The organism is Pseudomonas sp. A2 (assembly GCF_023100865.1).
Taxonomy (GTDB): Bacteria; Pseudomonadota; Gammaproteobacteria; order Pseudomonadales; family Pseudomonadaceae; genus Aquipseudomonas; species Aquipseudomonas asiatica.
The window spans coordinates 1223153-1240464 of sequence record NZ_CP039127.1 but is presented as its reverse complement, the minus strand read 5'-3'; the positions used below and the strand labels follow the sequence as shown (position 1 = coordinate 1240464).

General features: G+C 65.9%; 15 protein-coding genes. 4 read left to right on the top strand and 11 right to left on the bottom strand.

The annotated features are described in order from the left end of the window. Nucleotides 1-3: 3 nt before the first annotated feature. From E5221_RS05815 to E5221_RS05780, 8 genes are read right to left on the bottom strand one after another with little or no spacing between them, the layout of a single operon-like run. Nucleotides 4-372 carry a type II secretion system protein GspI gene (locus E5221_RS05815; protein WP_061551019.1) on the bottom strand — a complete coding sequence of 123 codons (369 nt, stop codon included), beginning with the start codon at nucleotides 370-372 and terminating at the stop codon, nucleotides 4-6. Then, a complete protein-coding gene (gspH, locus tag E5221_RS05810) occupies nucleotides 369-806 on the bottom strand; it encodes a type II secretion system minor pseudopilin GspH (RefSeq protein ID WP_015269125.1) in 438 nt (145 codons plus the stop codon). The genes E5221_RS05815 and gspH overlap by 4 nt, the downstream gene beginning before the upstream one ends. Nucleotides 807-809: 3 nt before the next feature. After that, the gene (gene gspG, locus E5221_RS05805) at nucleotides 810-1244 is read right to left on the bottom strand and encodes a type II secretion system major pseudopilin GspG (RefSeq protein ID WP_061551020.1); all 435 of its coding nucleotides are present in this window, start codon (nucleotides 1242-1244) and stop codon (nucleotides 810-812) included. Nucleotides 1245-1261: 17 nt separating this feature from the next. After that, entirely contained in the window at nucleotides 1262-2464 is a 1203-nt protein-coding gene (gene gspF, locus E5221_RS05800; protein ID WP_015269124.1) for a type II secretion system inner membrane protein GspF, read from the bottom strand. A gap of 3 nt (nucleotides 2465-2467) precedes the next feature. Next, nucleotides 2468-3916 (bottom strand): ATPase, T2SS/T4P/T4SS family, encoded by a 1449-nt coding sequence (locus tag E5221_RS05795; RefSeq protein WP_061551022.1) that lies wholly within the window; start codon nucleotides 3914-3916, stop codon nucleotides 2468-2470. Then, a complete protein-coding gene (gene gspD / locus E5221_RS05790) occupies nucleotides 3916-5679 on the bottom strand; it encodes a type II secretion system secretin GspD (protein ID WP_247846986.1) in 1764 nt (587 codons plus the stop codon). Before gspD ends, E5221_RS05795 begins: the two co-directional genes overlap by 1 nt. A gap of 3 nt (nucleotides 5680-5682) precedes the next feature. Then, nucleotides 5683-6108: a pilus assembly protein PilZ gene (locus E5221_RS05785; RefSeq protein ID WP_247846985.1), complete on the bottom strand. Its 426-nt coding sequence runs from the start codon at nucleotides 6106-6108 to the stop codon at nucleotides 5683-5685. Then, nucleotides 6105-7745, bottom strand: a complete 1641-nt coding sequence (locus E5221_RS05780) for a lipoprotein UxpA (RefSeq protein ID WP_247846984.1) — start codon at nucleotides 7743-7745, stop codon at nucleotides 6105-6107. The genes E5221_RS05785 and E5221_RS05780 overlap by 4 nt, the downstream gene beginning before the upstream one ends. A 223-nt stretch (nucleotides 7746-7968) precedes the next feature. Here E5221_RS05780 and E5221_RS05775 point away from each other — a divergent pair, with 223 nt between their 5' ends. Then, the gene (locus E5221_RS05775) at nucleotides 7969-10029 is read left to right on the top strand and encodes a PhoX family phosphatase (protein ID WP_061551025.1); all 2061 of its coding nucleotides are present in this window, start codon (nucleotides 7969-7971) and stop codon (nucleotides 10027-10029) included. A gap of 139 nt (nucleotides 10030-10168) precedes the next feature. Here the strand turns inward: E5221_RS05775 and gspK are convergent, their stop codons facing one another. After that, nucleotides 10169-11134 (bottom strand): type II secretion system minor pseudopilin GspK, encoded by a 966-nt coding sequence (gene gspK / locus E5221_RS05770; RefSeq protein ID WP_247846983.1) that lies wholly within the window; start codon nucleotides 11132-11134, stop codon nucleotides 10169-10171. A 145-nt stretch (nucleotides 11135-11279) separates the two neighbouring features. Between gspK and tatA the strand changes: the two genes are divergently transcribed. From tatA to tatC, 3 genes are read left to right on the top strand one after another with little or no spacing between them, the layout of a single operon-like run. Then, nucleotides 11280-11513, top strand: coding sequence for a twin-arginine translocase TatA/TatE family subunit (gene tatA / locus E5221_RS05765; protein WP_013971163.1), 234 nt, complete (start codon nucleotides 11280-11282; stop codon nucleotides 11511-11513). Then, complete coding sequence (gene tatB / locus E5221_RS05760; RefSeq protein ID WP_061551027.1) at nucleotides 11513-11818, top strand: Sec-independent protein translocase protein TatB; 306 nt, start codon at nucleotides 11513-11515, stop codon at nucleotides 11816-11818. The genes tatA and tatB overlap by 1 nt, the downstream gene beginning before the upstream one ends. After that, complete coding sequence (gene tatC, locus E5221_RS05755) at nucleotides 11815-12576, top strand: twin-arginine translocase subunit TatC (RefSeq protein ID WP_003257986.1); 762 nt, start codon at nucleotides 11815-11817, stop codon at nucleotides 12574-12576. Before tatB ends, tatC begins: the two co-directional genes overlap by 4 nt. Nucleotides 12577-12678: 102 nt before the next feature. Here tatC and E5221_RS05750 read toward each other — a convergent pair whose 3' ends face one another. Both E5221_RS05750 and purL read right to left on the bottom strand, forming a co-directional pair. Beyond that, on the bottom strand, nucleotides 12679-12990 hold the full coding sequence (locus E5221_RS05750; protein ID WP_015269114.1) for a hypothetical protein: 312 nt from the start codon (nucleotides 12988-12990) through the stop codon (nucleotides 12679-12681). A gap of 3 nt (nucleotides 12991-12993) precedes the next feature. Next, on the bottom strand, nucleotides 12994-16893 hold the full coding sequence (gene purL, locus E5221_RS05745; protein WP_061551028.1) for a phosphoribosylformylglycinamidine synthase: 3900 nt from the start codon (nucleotides 16891-16893) through the stop codon (nucleotides 12994-12996). Nucleotides 16894-17312: the final 419 nt, after the last annotated feature.

Genomic DNA, 17312 nt, shown 5'->3' with positions numbered 1-17312 from the left:
AACTCATGGCCGCTCCAGAAACACGGTGTACTGGCCTAGCGGCAGGCGCTGGTCGCGGTCGGCGAACAACAGCAGCTCGCCACGGCGCAGGTCGCGTACGCGGGTGCGGCGCAGTTGCAGTTGCCAGTGGCAGCGCTGGCCGCCCTGGCTCAGTTCACCGCCAACCTGGTTTTCAGCTGGCCAGTACTGCTCGACGGCAAAGCGGGTTTGCAGTTCTCGCGCGCATAGCAGGCCAAGGCGGTGTTGCTGCAGGTTGTCCTGCACCGCCAGGCGCTGGCGCAAAACCTGGCTGGTGATCACCGCCAGCACCGCGGCAATCGCCAGGGCCACGGTCACCTCCAGCAGGGTGAAGCCACGCTGATGCCGCTTCATGGGGCGACCACCACCTGCATGCGGCCATCGCGGCTCCAGGCCCATTGCTGGCTGCCATCGGCCCAACGCCAGCGCACCTTGCCTGGTTGCGCCCAGCCATGTGGGGTGAACAACAGGCGCGGCTGCGGGCTGGCCGGCCAGTCCGGGCGCAGCCCCTTGGGCCAGTCACCAAGGGCGACTGCCTCGACCACCCAGCCATTACCCTCGCGCCGGACGAACTCCGGACGCTGGCCATTCCAGCGCAGCCCGCGCAGCTGCCCGGCATGCCGGGCCAGCGCGGCCTGCGACCGGGCCTCGCTCGCCAGCCGTTGCAGCGCCTGGTCGACACTGGCCTGGCTGTTGCCGAACCCGGCCACCGCCAATCCGGTCATCAGCCCAGCGATGGCCAGCACCACCAGCAATTCGATCAGGCTGAAGCCCCGCTGACGACGCACCCGTTACAGTTCCCAGTTACCCAGGTCGGCATCCTGGCCTTCGCCGCCCGGCAGCCCGTCGGCACCCAGCGAGTACACGTCGACCCGGCCATGTTCGCCGGGCATGCGGTACTGGTAAGGGGTGCCCCACGGGTCTTCCGGCAGGCGGCGCACGTAGCCGTCGCTGCGCCAGGCCCGTGGCAGCGGCTCCTGGGCCGGCTTTCTCACCAGCGCGGCCAGGCCCTGCTCGCTACTGGGGAAGCGCAGGTTGTCCAGGCGGTACATGTCCAGCGCTTGCTCCAGGGTGGCCAGGTCGGCCATCACCTTCTGCTTCATGGCCTTGTCCTGGTTGCCCAGCACGCTGGGCGCGACCACGGCGATGAGCAGGCCGATGATGAAAATCACCACCATGATTTCCATGAGGGTGAAACCGCGCTGGCGGTTACGTCGATGCTGCATGGCAGTACTCCTTGTCGTCACAGTTGCAGGCCCTGGTTGAGTTGCATGATCGGCAACAGCACCGCCAGCACGATGAACAGCACCACGGCGCCCATCACCAGGATCATCAGGGGTTCGAACAGCGCCATGGCGGTATCGACCTGGCGGGCGAAGCCGCGCTCCTGGTCATCGGCCACGCGCTCGAGCATGTCGGCCAGGGTGCCGCTGGCCTCGCCGCTGCCGACCATGTTCACCAGCAGCGGCGGGAACTGCTGGCAGGCATCCAGCGCGCGATGCAGGCTGGTGCCGCCCTGAACTTGCTGGCGCACCTGCTCCATGGCCAGGCGGATACGGCGGTTGCCGACGGTTTCGGTGGCCACTTGCAGGGCTTCGAGCAGGGCCACGCCACTGCCGCTGAGGATTGCCAGGCTGCGTGCCAGGCGCGCGCTTTCCAGCACCTGCAGCAGGTTGCCTATATGTGGCAGGCGTAGCAGCAGCTGGTCACGGCGCAGGCACCAGTGCGGCTTGCGCAGCAACCAGCCGCCGAGCGCGCCAAGCAACAGGGCCAGCGCCAAAAGCCAGGGCCCGGCCTGCACCAGCCCTTGGCTCAGGCCGATCAGCAACGAGGTAATGAGCGGCAGGCTTTGCCCGGCATGGGCGAACTGTTCGGTGAGCTTGGGTACGACGAAGGTCATCAGGCCTACCACCACGGCAAGCGACACCCCCATCAACACGGTGGGGTAGATCAGCGCGGTACGTGCCTTGTGCTGCTGTCGTTGAACCTGCTCCAGGTGGTCAGCGAGGCGGGTCAGCACCTGGGCCAGGCGACCGGACCGCTCGCCGGCCTCGACCAGCGCGCAGTACAGGCCGGTAAACGGTGCCCCCTGACGTGCCAGGCTGCGAGCCAGGCCCAGGCCTTCGGCCAACGAGCCGCGCAAGGCCACCAGCACACTGTGCAAGGCGGGCTGGCGCAGTTGCCGTTCCAGGGTAGCCAGGGCGTCGACCAGAGGGATACCGGCACCGGTCAGGGTGGCCAGCTGACGAGTCAGTTCGCACAGCTGGGCGCGGCTCAGGCGCTGGCGCCGGGGTTGCCGGGTGCCGGCTTCGTGACGCTGCAAGCGGCGGGCGAACAGGCCCTGCTCACGCAACAACTGGCGGGCATGACGTTCGCTGTCGGCCTGCAAGCTGGCCTTGTGGGTCTTGCCGGCGAGGTCGACGGCCTGGTAGCGATAGGTCGGCATGGCTCAGCCCTGCACCACGCGTAGTACTTCGGCCAGGCTGGTCTCGCCACGGGCCAGGCAGTCACTGGCCATCGCCACCAGGCTCTGCCGGCGCCCGGCCAGGTAGTCCTGCATGGCCAGTTCGCTGGCGCCGTCGTACAACAGGCCGATCAGCCCGGCATCCAGTTCGACGAATTCATACAGGCCCAGGCGCCCGACATACCCGCTGCCCTGGCACTGCTCGCAGCCCACCGCGTGGTAGCTGCTGCCCAGCGCTGCCAGCTCGGGCCACAGGTCGCGTTCCGCCGGCTGCAGCGGGTGCGCCACGGCGCAACTGCACAGGCGCCGCACCAGGCGCTGGGCCAGTACGCCGCGCAGGCACGAGGCGATCAGGAACGGTTCGATGCCCATGTCGCGCAGGCGGGTCACCGCGCCCACCGCACTGTTGGTGTGCAGCGTGGACAACACCAGGTGGCCGGTGAGGCTGGCCTGCACGGCGATCTGCGCGGTCTCCTGGTCACGGATTTCGCCGAGCATGATCACGTCCGGGTCCTGACGCAGGATCGCGCGCAGGCCGCTGGCAAAGGTCAGCCCGGCACGCGGGTTGATGGCGGTCTGGCCGATGCCGGCGATAGCGTATTCCACCGGGTCCTCGACAGTGAGGATATTGCGACTGCCGTCGTTGAGGCTGTTGAGGCTGGCATACAGGGTAGTGGTCTTGCCCGAACCGGTCGGCCCCGTGGACAGCACGATGCCGTTGGGCCGCGCCAGGCAACTGCGCAGGCCCTGCAACACCGCCGCCGGCATGCCCAGGTTGCCCAGCGCCAGCAGGCTGGCCTGCTTGTCGAGCACGCGCATCACCACCCGTTCGCCGTGGATGCCGGGCAGTGTCGAGACCCGCACATCCACTTCGCGCCCCGCCGCACGCAGGGTGATACGGCCATCCTGGGGCTGGCGCTTTTCGGCGATGTCCAGACGGGCCATGACCTTGATCCGCGACACCAGCATGGCCGACAGCGCACGCGGTGGGCGCAACACTTCGCGCAGGTGGCCATCGACCCGCAGGCGCACCACGAGACTCTGCTCGAAGGTTTCTATATGAATGTCCGAAGCGCGCAGGCGCAGGGCCTGGCCGAACAGGCCGTTGATCAAGCGGATCACCGGGGCTTCGTCGTCGCTTTCCAGCAGGTCCTCGATGCGCGGCATTTCGCTCATCAGGCTGTCCAGGTCGACCTGGTCGCCGATGCCCTCGATCAGCGCCTCGGTGGCAGCATCGCCGGCCTGGTACAGCTGGCCGAGGCGTTCGTCGAACAGTGCAGGCTCCAGGTATTCGAGCAGGCTGGGCTGGCCGTGCACGCGCAGCAGCTCCTGCAATTGGGCGCTGTCGGCGTCGGGCCGCAGCCACAGCTGCCAGCCGTGCTCCGCCGGTGCCATGGCCACCCCGCTCTGCCGTGCCTGGCGATAAGGCAGCATCACCAGTCACCGCCCTCCAGCCGTGCGCGGCTGGAGGGGAACACCTGCAACAGCGGCGTAGCGTTTTGCGCATCCGCCAGGTCGGGCAACTGCAGCGGCGTGGTCTGCTGCAAGGTACGGTACTTGTCTTCGCTGAGCCCGGCCAGGCTCGGCCCGTCACGCAGGATGCGCGGGCGGATGAACACCATCAGGTTCTGCTTGGTGTTCTTCGTGGCGTCGGAGCGGAACAGCCGGCCCAGGTAAGGGATATCGCCAAGCAGCGGCACATGCTGGTCGCTGGTGCTCAGTTCGTCGCTGATCAGGCCGCCGAGGATCACCAGGCCATTGTCTTCGACCATGACCTTGGTCTTGATCTCGCGCTTGTTGGTGATCACGTCGCTGGCAGCCGTGGTGTCGGCAATCGACGACACTTCCTGGACGATGTCCAGGCGCACGCTGTTGTCGATGTTGATCTGCGGCTTGATGCGCAGCTTCACCCCGACTTCCTTGCGCTCGATGGTCTGGTACGGGTTGGCGTTGTTCTGCGTCACCGATCCGGTGACGAAGGGCACTTCCTGGCCGACCAGGATCGACGCCTCGGCGTTGTCCAGGGTCAGCAGGGTGGGCGTGGACAGCAGGTTGAAGCCGCCCTTGCCCTTCAGCGCGTTGACCAGCATGGCGAAATTGAAACCGCCGCCGAAATGGCCGATACCCGCCATGGCGCCGGTGGTGCTGGACAGCAAATCGCCAAGGGCCTCGTTGTCGCCACTGGCAGCGGCCCCGGCGATGCTGGCGATGTTTACCCCGTTGCTGCCGAAATTGACGATGCCGGCACCGAACTTCTCGTCAGCGAACAGCCACTGCACGCCCAGTTCCTGGGCGCTGCTGTCGGATACCTCGGCGATGATCGCTTCGACTACTACCTGGGCACGGCGGATGTCCAGCTGCTCGACGATGGCGCGGTAGGCAGCCAGCTCGCTGTCGGGGCCGACCATGACCACGGCGTTGGTGCCTTCTTCGTATTCCAGGCGGATGCCCGAGCCTCCGGCGACAGGCACTACGGGCCTTTCCTTGCCCTCTCCTTCGCCCGCACCTTCAGAGGGCGCCATGCCTTCCTGGCTGAGCCCGCGCAACACCTTGACCACTTCACCAGCATTGGCATGGCGCAGGTAGATGACCTGGGTACTGCCACTGCCTGGTGCATCCTGGGGGCGGTCGAGCTGACGCAGCAAGCTGGCGATACGTTCCAGGTTGCTGCGCCAGTCGGTAACTACCAACTGGTGCGCTGCCGGATAAGGTGTGATCACACCGACCCGTGGGTCGATCAGGGGCTTGAGAATGCCCAGCACCTGCTCGCTGGCAGCGTTGCGCACATTGAATACCCGCGTGGCCACGCTGTCGCTGCCTTCCCCCTGCTGCCCTCCCGCCTCCACCGGCACAGGCTCCAGGCGGGCGGCCTGGTCGGGAACGATCTTCACGCTGCCGTTGGGCAGGTCGACAGTGGCGTAGCCCTGGGCGCGCAGCTGGGCCAGAAAGATGTCGTAGATGGCATCGGCGTCGTGCAGGTCGACGGTGCGCACGGTGACCTTGCCCTTGACCCGGGGGTCGACGATGAAGGTGGTGCCGGTAATGCGCGACACGCTGTCGATGAACTCGCCCAGTTCGGTGTCGACGAAGTTCACCTCGTACATCGGCGTGCCGTTGTCGTCGAACACCGGCTCTTCAGCACAAGCCATGGACAGGGCCAGGCTCAGCGCGGCCGCCACACAATATCTAACAGGCATCGTTCATCCTTGCCGCTTGAGGCCGGTCACGGCGGGGCGTGGCGGCCAGGGCAGGCGTTCACGCCGCCCCTGGTTGTTGAAAATCAGGCCATCGCTGTCGATGTCCTGCAGCACGATCCCTGGCGCCAGGCGCTGGCCGCGGGCCAAGGTGCGCACCTGCTCGCCATAGCGCAGCACCACTACGCTGGAGCCCAGCGGCTGGGCCTTGAGGCCGCCCAGGTATTGCAACGGCAGGCGGGTGATGGCGATGGCACCGTCGTCGACAGGTACCTGCCAATGGCCGACCATCAAGCCAGGCAACGGTTTGTCGGCCACGGCAGGCGCAGTGGCCGGTTGCGGCTGGCGGCACAGTTGCAGCACGCACTGGGCGGCCAGCCAGCCGGCCAGGGTCAGGCCAGCGCCAGTCAGCAGGCGCGAGGCGAGCATCACGAGGCCAGTTGCCTTGGGTGCCAGCCCGGGTGCCCCTGCACATAGCGCACTTCGGGCAGTTGCAGCGGCGCCAGTTGCCAGTCGGTCGCCTGGCGGGCGAGCCAGGCTTCGACCCGTTGCCACAGCGGCTCGCCGGCCTGGGTTTCGAATTGCAGGCCAAAGGTGCGGCACAGGCCCTGCACCGGTTCCAGGCCACTGATGCGCTTGCCTTGCGGGCTGTAGCTGACACGCCAGGCCTGGCCCTGCCAGCGCGGCAGGTCCTGGCTGTTGTCCAGCAGCAGCGGGTCGCCGAACAGTTGCTCCGCGGCGTTTTCCAGCACTTGTTCGACCTGCCGGGCCGGCGCTTCGACCACCGGTGCCGGGTAGCCACCGGTGAGGCTGATCAGGTGTTCGCGGGTAATGGCCGCCCCGGCGGGCAGCGGGTAGTCATAGCGCAGGCCCGGCAGCAGCACCGGCATGCTGCTGTCATCGGCCAGGGCCTGATGCAGCAGACGGTCCCAGCTGCCGCCTCGGGTATCGCGGCGCCACAGCGCCTGGGGCGCGCGGGCCAGCGGTTGGTCGAGCCAGGCCGCGTGGCCGGCGCGCTGCTGGCGCAGTTCTGCCTGCAATGCCCCAATACGCTGCTGCGCGGCGGGTGCCAGCTGGTGCTCAAAGGCTGGGAAGAAACGCCCGTCGAACTGCCACAGCCCGGCCACGCGCTGGCAGCGCAGGCGGAAGGCGCCGCTGCCCCGGCAACCGGCGAACAGCACCGGCACGCGGCGGCCGCTGGCCTGGCTAACCTCGACCGGCGCCGGCCACAGGTCCTGGCCGCGGGCGCACAGCAGCACGTCGATCTGCGGCACTCGCTCGGCCAGCCACAGACCCGGCCCGGTACCGACATCGGCCATGGCCACCACCAGGTCGGCCTCGCTCCGGGCTTGTTCGAACACCGGCTGCAATGACTGGTACCACTGTTTAAGAGAGGCTTTCTGGTCCTGGGCGTAGGGGTCGGTCACGCCGACCACAGCAATACGTGCACCGCCACGTTCGAAGACGTGCAAGGCTTCCAGGCCCAAAGCCCGGCGTTGTGTGTCTGCCAGCCCGGCGCCCAGGGTAACGGTGCCAGCCTGGCGATACAGCGCCGGGCTGCGCTGTGGCCACAGCACGCGCTCGTCGCTGCTGACCCGCGCTTCGCTGCCCAGCAGCTGGCTGCCCTGCAGGCCGCTTTCGCCCTGGGTCAGGTAGGCCAGGCCACTGCCATTCCAGCCCTGGCCGTTTTCCAGGGTCAGGCTGTTGCCCGCCCCAGCCTCGCCGCGCAGTTGCTCGAGCAACGCCGCCAGCACCGCATAGCCGCCCAGCTGGGCAGATGCAGCCTGGCTGGCATCGAGCAATGGCGCCAGTTGCGGGTAGGCGATGCTGGCACTGCTGCCGGTCATCCATGGGGCGCGGCCCAGGTGGCTGACCGGCCCCAGGCGGGTGGCCGGCACCACGGCCTGGCCAGGCTGGCGGGCATCGAGGGTGTCGGCCACGTACAGCAGGTCGAAGCTGGCATTGCCGCCCTGCTGCCCAGGAAGGGCGGAGCAGGCGCCGAGCAACGGTGCCAAGGCACCGATACCCATCCAGCTGATCACTTCGCGCCTGTGCACACTGCTTGCCATCGAACCCGCCATCCTTATCCATGTTCATTCAGGGCCCCGGATGTTGCGGCGTTGGCATTACAGTTTGATGGCAGAAATCCGACAGCCATTCCAAATTGATCTGTGGAGCACACTTCTAAGAGCGAGTTGTTTTAAAACCCCTTTAACATTTCTGCCAATGAATCATCATATTTGCGCACTAAAGTCGCGGTTCCTCCAACTCAGCCAACATAAGGACACCCTGATGAGTCGAGATACCGGCGACAACCTGGACCGGAACCAAAGCGGCAACCTGCCGATGGCCAGCGTCATGGACGCCTACCTGAGCCGCCGCAGCGTGATGCGTGGCAGCCTGGGCGCCGCCATCGCCATGATTGCCGGTACCGGCCTGACAGGCTGCTTCGACGGTGGTGGTTCCGATCACGATGATCCGGTCACCGAGCCACCCGTGACTGAGCCGGAAGTGCCGAAACTGGCACTGGGCTTTCAGTCCATTCCGGGCTCGCGCACCGACGCCTGCGTGGTAGCCGCCGGTTACAGCGCCTATGTACTGGCGCCCTGGGGCACGCCGATCAACAGCAACGGCAACCCGTGGAAATCCGACGGCAGCAACACCTCGGCCGACCAGGCCAACGCCATGGGCATGCACCATGACGGCATGCACTTCTTCCCCATCAACGGCAGCTCCGAAGACGGCCTGCTGGCGATCAACTTCGAGTACATCGACACCGCCGCCCTGCACCCGGCCGGCCCGACCACCGATGTGAACGGCAAGCGCCCGGTCGAGGAAGTGCGCAAGGAAATCAACGCCCACGGTGCCGGCGTGGTGCGCCTGCAGAAAATCGGCGGCCGCTGGCAGGTGGTCGACAACGACCCGCTCAACCGCCGTTTCACAACCGCCTCGCGCATGGAAATAACCGGCCCCCTGCGCGGCACCGATCACGTGAAGACCAAGTATTCGCCGGACGGCACCCACTGCCGCGGCACCAACAACAACTGCGGCAACGGCTACACCCCCTGGGGTACCTACCTGACCTGTGAAGAGAACTGGCCAGGCATCTTCGTCAACAAAGGTACCCGCCCTGAAGACCAGCGCCGCATTGGCGTGGGCACCTCCAGCGGCCAGTACAAGTGGGAAACCGCAGCCGGTGACAGCAGCGAAGTGGCCGACGAATTCGCCCGTTTCGACGTCACCGTCAAAGGCGCCAGCGCTACCGACGACTACCGCAACGAAGCCAGCACCTATGGCTACATCGTCGAGATCGATCCGTACAACAGCGCCACACTGGCCACCAAGCGCACCGCGCTGGGCCGTTTCCGCCACGAAGGTTGCTGCCCGGGCCTGGCGGTCGCGGGCAAACCGCTGGTGTGGTACATGGGCGACGATTCGAACAACGAGTACCTGTACAAGTGGGTGTCCACCGCTGTGTGGGACGCCGCCGACGCCAACCCGGCCGACCGCCTGGCCACCGGCGCCAAGTACCTTGACCAGGGCAAGCTGTACGTGGCCCGCTTCAATGCCGACGGCACTGGCGTTTGGCTGCTGCTGGACGTGGGCACTGCGACCACTGGCGGCAGCACCTTGGGTGCGCTGTATGGCGACCTGCCGGGCATCATCCTCAACACCCGTGGTGCTGGCGATGCCGTGGGCGCAACGCCGATGGACCGCCCGGAATGGACCACGGTCAACCCGCTGAACGGCGACGTGTACCTGACCCTGACCAACAACAGCGCGCGCACCCCGGAAAAGGTCGATGCAGCCAACCCGCGCGGCCCGAACCGTCACGGCCACATCATCCGCTGGCACGACAGCGACGACCAGCTGAGCTTCACTTGGGACATCTTCGTGTTCGGCGCCAACGCTGCCGGTACGGCCGACATCAACCGCTCCGGCCTGACCGAACTGAACCAGTTCGCCAGCCCGGACGGCATGAGTTTCGATAGCCGTGGCGTGCTGTGGTTCGAGACCGACAACGGCGAGAGCACCGTGACGGACTACACCAACGACCAGCTGCTGGCTGTGATCCCCACCAACCTGGTGGATGCCAGCGGCAAGCAGGTGCCGGTGAACGCGCAGAACCAGGTGGACCTGCGCCGCTTCTTCGTCGGGCCGAATGGCTGCGAAGTGACCGGGATTACCTTTACCCCGGACAACAAGACGCTGTTCGTCAACATCCAGCACCCGGATAACTGGCCGTATACCGACAAGGCCACCGATGCCACCCCGGCAGGTGCCACGGTAAGGCCGCGGGCTGCGACCGTGGTGATCCAGCGTATCGATGGCGGGGAGATCGGCACCGCCTGACAGGGCGCCGGTCAGTCAGCCTTGTGCTGGCTGTACCGGCCTCTTCGCGGGTAAACCCGCTCCCACAGGGACCGCACAGTTTTTGAACACTTTGCAGTACCTGTGGGAGCGGGTTTACCCGCGAAGAGGCCGGTGAATATTACCGAACAATCGGCTCCCGGCTACGCACCCGCACCTGCTGCGCAGGCACCCGCGCATGCCATTGCACCACCCCCAGCGCCTCCACCTGGAACTCGCTGCGTATCACCCGCCCCTCCTCCGCGAACGACAGCTGCAACAGGAAATACCCGCTGTTCAGCAGCAGCCCTTCGCTCAACCGTTCGAAAGTTTCGTCATCCACCGCCCCGAGGGCCTGGCGTAGCGCAGTTGCATCCACATAACCCGACGCCGGCCGGCCACTGACGATGCGGCTGAGCAACGAGCGCGGATAACGCCCTTCATACAGCGCTTCCAGCAACGGCAGATGCTCCAGCCCCAAGGCATTGGCATTCAGCCGCCAGCCGGTGGTCTGCGGCAAGGCGCACAGCATCGGGTAACGGCCCTGGCGGCTGGCGTCCGGCTCCAGTAGCAGATTCAGCTCGCTGGTATCGAGCATCGGCTGGTTGGCTGCCAGGCGTGGTGGTTGCTGGCGCAGGTACTGGGCGCTCTCGGCGCCCTGCAGGCGGGCATCGCTGTCGGCATCCAGCCAGTCGGCCAGGGCATCGACCAGGCGCTCGGCAGCCATGTCGTCGCCCAGCAGGTAGCGCAACTGGCGCGCAGCCCGCTCGCCGTCAGCACCGAGCAACGCATTGACATTGAAACAGGTGTGCTGGTCGCGCACCCGCAACTGCGCCTGGCCGGCGCCAAAATCGTAGTTCAACGGCTGCCCGCGCAAGGCCTGCCAGAACAGCGGGCTAAGCCGCCAGCTGGGGTCACGCAGGGCCTGCTCGGCATAGGCCAGGCCGGCCTGCTCCATCGCTCGCGCCTGCACCCGCTGGTGCAAGAGGCGCACATCATCGACCTGGCGCCGGCCATCTTCCACCAGCCAGGCCATGCCCGCCGCCAGCATCGCCAGCACCACCATCACCATCAGCAGGGCCGCGCCCTGCTGTTGCCTGCCACCCATCCTTGCCTGCCTCTGTCGCCGAATAAAGACGCCAGTCAACACGCCCGGTGTTGCAGGTAGATGGCAGTGACCGTTCGTCATGTGTACGTCATCTGCGCGCGGCAGGATTGTCTTTCCTTTTCATGACCTTACAGGAGTGGTCGCAATGGGTGGCATTGGAATCTGGCAACTGGTGATCGTACTGCTGATCGTATTCCTGCTGTTTGGTACCAAGCGCCTCAAGGGCCTGGGTAGCGATGTGGGCGAGGCGATCCAGGGTTTTCGCAAGTCCATGGGCGGTGACACTGACGCCACTCCCCCAGCGCATACGCAGGTGCAGCAACAGTGCCCGCTGACCGGTCAGGGTACGCAGCAACCGCAAGCGGACCGTCAGCCCTGATGTTCGAGGTAGGCTTCAGCGAGTTGCTGTTGGTCGGCATCGTCGCACTGTTGGTGCTGGGCCCGGAGCGCCTGCCGGTAGCGGCACGCACCCTCGGGCGCGGCCTGGGCCAGGCGCGCAGGGCCATGCACGCCTTGCGCAGGCAGGTGGAGCGGGAGATCGAACTGCCCGCTGTCGAGCTACCCAATCTCGACAGTGCGCCTTTGCAGCGCCTGGAACAGGAGATCCGCCAAGGCATCAGCCTGAAGGCGGAGCCGGCCAATGATGCGGCCACGGTCGCTCCCCCCAAGGAAAACCTTTCATGAGCATTGCCCTGGACCCGGCGGCGAGCATGCCGCTGACCGAACACCTGCGCGACCTGCGCAAACGCCTGGTGCGGTGCCTGGCGCTGGTGGCGCTGGTGTTCGCCGGCCTGTTCCCCTTCGCCCAGGCGCTGTACACGCTGATCTCCGAACCGCTGCGGCGCTTCTTGCCGGAAGGCGCGAGCATGATCGCCACCAGCGTCACTTCGCCGTTCCTGACGCCGTTCAAGCTGACTGCGATGTGCGCAGTGTTTATCGCCATGCCACTACTGCTGCACCAGGCCTGGGGCTTTCTGGCGCCGGGGCTGTACCGCCGTGAACGGCGCATTGCCCTGCCGTTGCTGGTATCGAGCATCGTGCTGTTCTACGCCGGCATGGCCTTCGCCTTCTTCCTGGTGTTCCCGATGATGTTCGGCTTCTTTGCCAGCGTGACACCGGAGGGGGTGGCGATGATGACTGATATCAGCCAGTACCTGGACTTCATCCTTGCGCTGTTTCTGGCGTTCGGGCTGGCGTTCGAGATCCCGGTGGCGACGTTTATCGTGGTCTGGGTGGGGTTGGCCGATGTGGCTACATTGCGGCGCAGCAGGCCCTACGTGATCGTCGGCTGCTTTGTGGTGGGGATGATCCTGACGCCGCCGGATGTGTTTTCGCAGACGATGCTGGCGGTGCCGATGTGGGTGCTGTTCGAGGTGGGGTTGCTGGCTTGTGGGTGGTTGAAGCGGCCGGGGCAGGGCAAGGAGATTGTGGCTGGATTGTAGGGCCCTATCGCCGGCAAGCCAGCTCCCACAGAGATATCACAGGTTCTGATGACTGCGATATTCCTGTGGGAGCTGGCTTGCCGGCGATGGCCTTGATGCGGTCTAGAACTCGGCGAGCCGCCAGACTTCGTAGGCTGGCGTCTCGTACGGGTGGCTCTGCTTGAGTGCAGCGACGACCTGGGCAATCAGGTCGTCAGCCACCACCAGCTCCACCTTCCACTCTTCCACCACCTCGACCTGGCCGGTTTGCCCGAGGAACGGCTGGCTGCCGTCCAGCGGGCGGAACTGGCCCTGGCCCAGCGTCTGCCAGGCGCAGTGGTCATAGTCACCGATGCGACCGCCACCAGCGGCGAACACAGCGGCCTTGACCACTTCGACGTGGCTGGCGGGGACGAAGAAGGCGAGCTTGTACACGCCTTAGTTCACCCACACCCGTGCGTTACGGAACATACGCATCAGCGCGGCATCTTCCTGCCACTCATCCGGGCGCCAGGAGTTCTGCACGGCACGGAACATACGCTCCGGGTGCGGCATCATGATGGTCACGCGGCCGTCGCGGCTGGTGAGGCCGGTGATACCACGCGGCGAGCCGTTCGGGTTGGCCGGGTAGGCTTCGGTGACCTTGCCGTGGTTGTCGACGTAGCGCAGGGCCACGCAACCGGACAGGTCGGCTGCCAGCAGTGCTTCTTCGCTGGCGAACTCGGCATGGCCTTCACCGTGGGCGATGGCGATCGGCATACGCGAACCGGCCATACCCTGCAGGAAGATCGAGTTGGACTTCTGCACTTCGACCATGGCCACACGCGCCTCGAACTGCTCCGAGCGGTTGCGCACGAAGTGCGGCCAGTGCTCGGTGCCCGGGATCAGTTCGTGCAGGTTGGACATCATCTGGCAACCGTTGCACACGCCCAGGGCGAAGCTGTCGGTGCGCTCGAAGAAGGCCTGGAAGGCGTCACGGGCGCGGCTGTTGAACAGCGCCGACTTGGCCCAGCCTTCACCGGCACCCAGCACGTCACCGTAGGAGAAGCCACCGCAGGCGACCAGGCCCTTGAAGGCTTCGAAGTCGACACGGCCGGCGAGGATGTCGCTCATGTGCACGTCGATGGCGGCGAAGCCGGCGCGGTCGAAGGCGGCTGCCATCTCGACCTGGCCGTTGACGCCCTGCTCGCGCAGGATGGCCACTTGCGGACGCACGCCCTTCTTGATGTACGGCGCGGCGATGTCGTCGTTGACGTCGAAGCCCAGCTTGACCGACAGGCCCGGGTTGTCTTCCTCGAGCAGCAGGTCGAATTCCTGGTCGGCGCAGTCGGCGTTGTCACGCAGGCGCTGGATCTGGTAGCTGGTCTCGGCCCACTGGCGCTGCAGCATGCGGCGGTCGTCGTCGAACAGCACTTCGCCGTTCAGGCTGATGGACACTTCACCGTTGTTGACCGGCTTGCCGATCACCGCGACGCAGCCTTCACCCAGGCCAGCGGCGCTGAACTGTGCAAGTACGTCCGGGGTGGCATCCTGGCGAACCTGGATGACCGCGCCCAGTTCTTCGTTGAAGAGGATGGCCGGCACGTCGCCTTTGCTGTCGGTCAGCGGGTCGAGGTGCAGATCGAGGCCGCAGTGGCCGGCGAAGGCCATTTCCAGCACGGTGGTGACCAGGCCGCCGTCGGAACGGTCATGGTAGGCCAGCAGGTGACCATCTTCGTTCAGGCCCTGGATCACGGCGAAGAACGCCTTCAGGTCTTCGGCATCATCGACGTCCGGTGCCTGGGCAGCGATCTTGCCGTAGGTCTGTGCCAGGATCGAAGCGCCCATGCGGTTCTTGCCGCGGCCCAGGTCGATCAGGATCAGGTCGGTCTCGCCCTTGTCCATGCGCAGTTGCGGGGTCAGGGTCTTGCGGATGTCGGTGACCGGGGCGAAGCCGGTGATGATCAGCGACATTGGCGAGGTAACGCTCTTCTCTACGCCCTCGTCGCTCCACTTGGTCTTCATCGACATCGAGTCTTTGCCGACCGGAATGGTAATGCCCAGCTCCGGGCACAGCTCCATGCCGACAGCCTTGACGGTGTCGTACAGGCGGGCGTCTTCACCTGGGTGGCCGGCGGCAGACATCCAGTTGGCCGACAGTTTGATGTCGGACAGCTTCTCGATGCGCGAGGCAGCCAGGTTGGTCAGTGTCTCGCCAATTGCCATGCGGCCGGACGCCGGGGCATCCAGCAGAGCCAGCGGGGTACGCTCGCCCATGGCCATGGCTTCACCGGTGTAGACGTCGAAGCTGGTGGCGGTGACGGCGCAGTCGGCCACCGGTACCTGCCACGGGCCGACCATCTGGTCACGAGCTACCAGGCCGGTGATGGTGCGGTCGCCGATGGTGATCAGGAAGCTCTTGCTGGCCACGGCCGGGTGGCTGAGGACGCGCTGAACGGCGTTGTCCAGGTCCAGCTTGCTCGGGTCGAAGTCATCGCCCAGCTCGGCTTCGCGGGTAACCGAACGGTGCATGCGTGGCGGCTTGCCCAGCAGTACGTCGAGCGGCATGTCTACCGGCGTGTTGCCGAAATGGCTGTCGCTTACGGTCAGGTGCTTCTCTTCAGTCGCTTCACCCACTACGGCAAACGGGCAACGCTCACGCTCGCAGATTGCCTTGAAGCGCTCGAAGTCGACGGCGCTGACGGCCAGCACGTAACGCTCCTGCGATTCGTTGCTCCAGATTTCGTGCGGGGCCATGCCCGGCTCGTCGTTGGGCACGTTGCGCAGTTCGAAGCGGCCACCACGGCCACCGTCGTTGACCAGTTCTGGGAAGGCGTTGGAGATACCACCGGCGCCAACGTCGTGGATGAAGGCGATCGGGTTGTTGTCGCCCAGCTGCCAGCAGCGGTCGATGACCTCCTGGCAACGGCGCTCCATTTCCGGGTTTTCGCGCTGTACCGAAGCGAAGTCGAGGTCAGCCGAGCTGGCACCGGTCGCCACCGACGAAGCGGCGCCGCCGCCCAGACCGATCAGCATGGCCGGGCCGCCGAGCACGATCAGCTTGGCGCCGACAGTGATTTCGCCTTTCTGCACGTGGTCTTCACGGATGTTGCCCATGCCACCGGCCAGCATGATCGGCTTGTGGTAGCCGCGCACTTCTTCACCGTGCGGGGTGTTGATGGCCTGCTCGAAGGTACGGAAGTAGCCGGTCAGGGCCGGGCGACCGAATTCGTTGTTGAACGCAGCGCCACCCAGTGGGCCTTCGATCATGATGTCGAGGGCGTCGACGATACGCTCAGGCTTGCCGTAGGCCTGCTCCCACGGCTGCTCGAAGCCCGGGATACGCAGGTTGGACACGGTGAAGCCGGTCAGGCCAGCCTTGGGCTTGGCGCCACGGCCGGTCGCGCCTTCGTCGCGGATTTCGCCGCCGGAGCCGGTGGAGGCGCCGGAGAACGGGGCGATGGCGGTCGGGTGGTTGTGCGTCTCGACCTTCATCAGGATGTGCACCGGCTCCTGCACCGCGCCGTACTGGCGGGTTTCAGGGTTCGGGAAGAAACGGCCGGCAACGTTGCCGACGATCACCGAGGCGTTGTCCTTGTACGCCGACAGCACGCCTTCGTTGTGCATCTGGTAGGTGTTCTTGATCATGCCGAACAGGCTCTTTTCCTGAGCCTGGCCGTCGATGTCCCAACTGGCGTTGAAGATCTTGTGGCGGCAGTGCTCGGAGTTGGCCTGGGCGAACATCATCAGTTCGATGTCGTTCGGGTTGCGCTTGAGGCCCTGGAAGGCGTTGACCAGGTAGTCGATCTCGTCTTCGGCCAGGGCCAGGCCCAGGTCGATGTTGGCCTTGGCCAGGGCATCACGGCCACCACCGAGGATGTCCACCGAGGTCATCGGCTTGGGCTGGGCATGGCTGAACAGGTCAGCGGCCTGCTCCAGCTGGCCGAGCACGCGCTGGGTCATGCGGTCGTGCAGCTCGGCGGCGATCAGTTCGGCGTCGGCTTCGCTCAGGTTGCCGGCAACGTAGTAGGCGATACCGCGCTCCAGGCGCTGGATCGACTGCAGGCCGCAGTTGTGAGCGATGTCGCTGGCCTTGCTGGCCCACGGCGAAATGGTGCCCAGGCGCGGCACGACCAGGAACAGGCGGCCGCTCGGCTCCTGTACCGGCACGCTCGGGCCGTACTTGAGCAGACGGCCCAGCACCTGCTGCTGGTCGGCGGTCAGCTCGCCGTCGACATCGGCGAAATGGGCAAATTCGGCATACAAACCAGTAACAGCGGGGACTTTCTGGCTCAGTTGCTCGAGTAATTTACCGTGGCGAAAGGCAGAAAGGGCAGGAGCGCCGCGCAGGATCAACATCGTCGGGACAGCCTCAGGAAGGGGTGTGCTTAGAGGCCGTGCATTCTAGCCTAATTCGAAGGGTTTCGGCACCCGCTCTAAGCCACGGCTGCCGGGCGGCGGAACCGGACTTGCGGGTCAGAATTCAGGGGGCCTACCTTTAGAGATTTAGCGCCTGTGAAATCGAGCGCCGCCCGCGCGGCGCTTCGCAGCACAAGGCTGCTCCTACATCTGCTTCGGGCCAATTATTCCTGGGGGAGTGGCGCGCGGCCCCTTGGCGTCCACCTCGGCAGCGTGTCGGAAAATCAAGGCAGTCGCGCGCATTGGCGCAGGCGTTACTGGCCCGAAACAGATGTAGGAGCAGCCTTGTGCTGCGAAGCGCCGCGCGGGCGGCGCTCGATCTCCCAGGCGCTGAACCTCCAAAGGCAAGCCCCCAAAGC

Bases quoted from the DNA above. Each gene is read 5' to 3' on its own strand.
- tatC (WP_003257986.1), top strand. From the start codon at position 11,815: ATGAGCATTGCCCTGGACCCGGCGGCGAGCATGCCGCTGACCGAACAC.
- gspG (WP_061551020.1), bottom strand. From the start codon at position 1,244: ATGCAGCATCGACGTAACCGCCAGCGCGGTTTCACCCTCATGGAAATC.
- purL (WP_061551028.1), bottom strand. From the start codon at position 16,893: ATGTTGATCCTGCGCGGCGCTCCTGCCCTTTCTGCCTTTCGCCACGGT.
- E5221_RS05795 (WP_061551022.1), bottom strand. From the start codon at position 3,916: ATGCTGCCTTATCGCCAGGCACGGCAGAGCGGGGTGGCCATGGCACCG.
- E5221_RS05815 (WP_061551019.1), bottom strand. From the start codon at position 372: ATGAAGCGGCATCAGCGTGGCTTCACCCTGCTGGAGGTGACCGTGGCC.
- gspK (WP_247846983.1), bottom strand. From the start codon at position 11,134: ATGGGTGGCAGGCAACAGCAGGGCGCGGCCCTGCTGATGGTGATGGTG.
- tatB (WP_061551027.1), top strand. From the start codon at position 11,513: ATGTTCGAGGTAGGCTTCAGCGAGTTGCTGTTGGTCGGCATCGTCGCA.
- gspD (WP_247846986.1), bottom strand. From the start codon at position 5,679: ATGCCTGTTAGATATTGTGTGGCGGCCGCGCTGAGCCTGGCCCTGTCC.
- E5221_RS05780 (WP_247846984.1), bottom strand. From the start codon at position 7,745: ATGGCAAGCAGTGTGCACAGGCGCGAAGTGATCAGCTGGATGGGTATC.
- gspF (WP_015269124.1), bottom strand. From the start codon at position 2,464: ATGCCGACCTATCGCTACCAGGCCGTCGACCTCGCCGGCAAGACCCAC.
- E5221_RS05775 (WP_061551025.1), top strand. From the start codon at position 7,969: ATGAGTCGAGATACCGGCGACAACCTGGACCGGAACCAAAGCGGCAAC.
- tatA (WP_013971163.1), top strand. From the start codon at position 11,280: ATGGGTGGCATTGGAATCTGGCAACTGGTGATCGTACTGCTGATCGTA.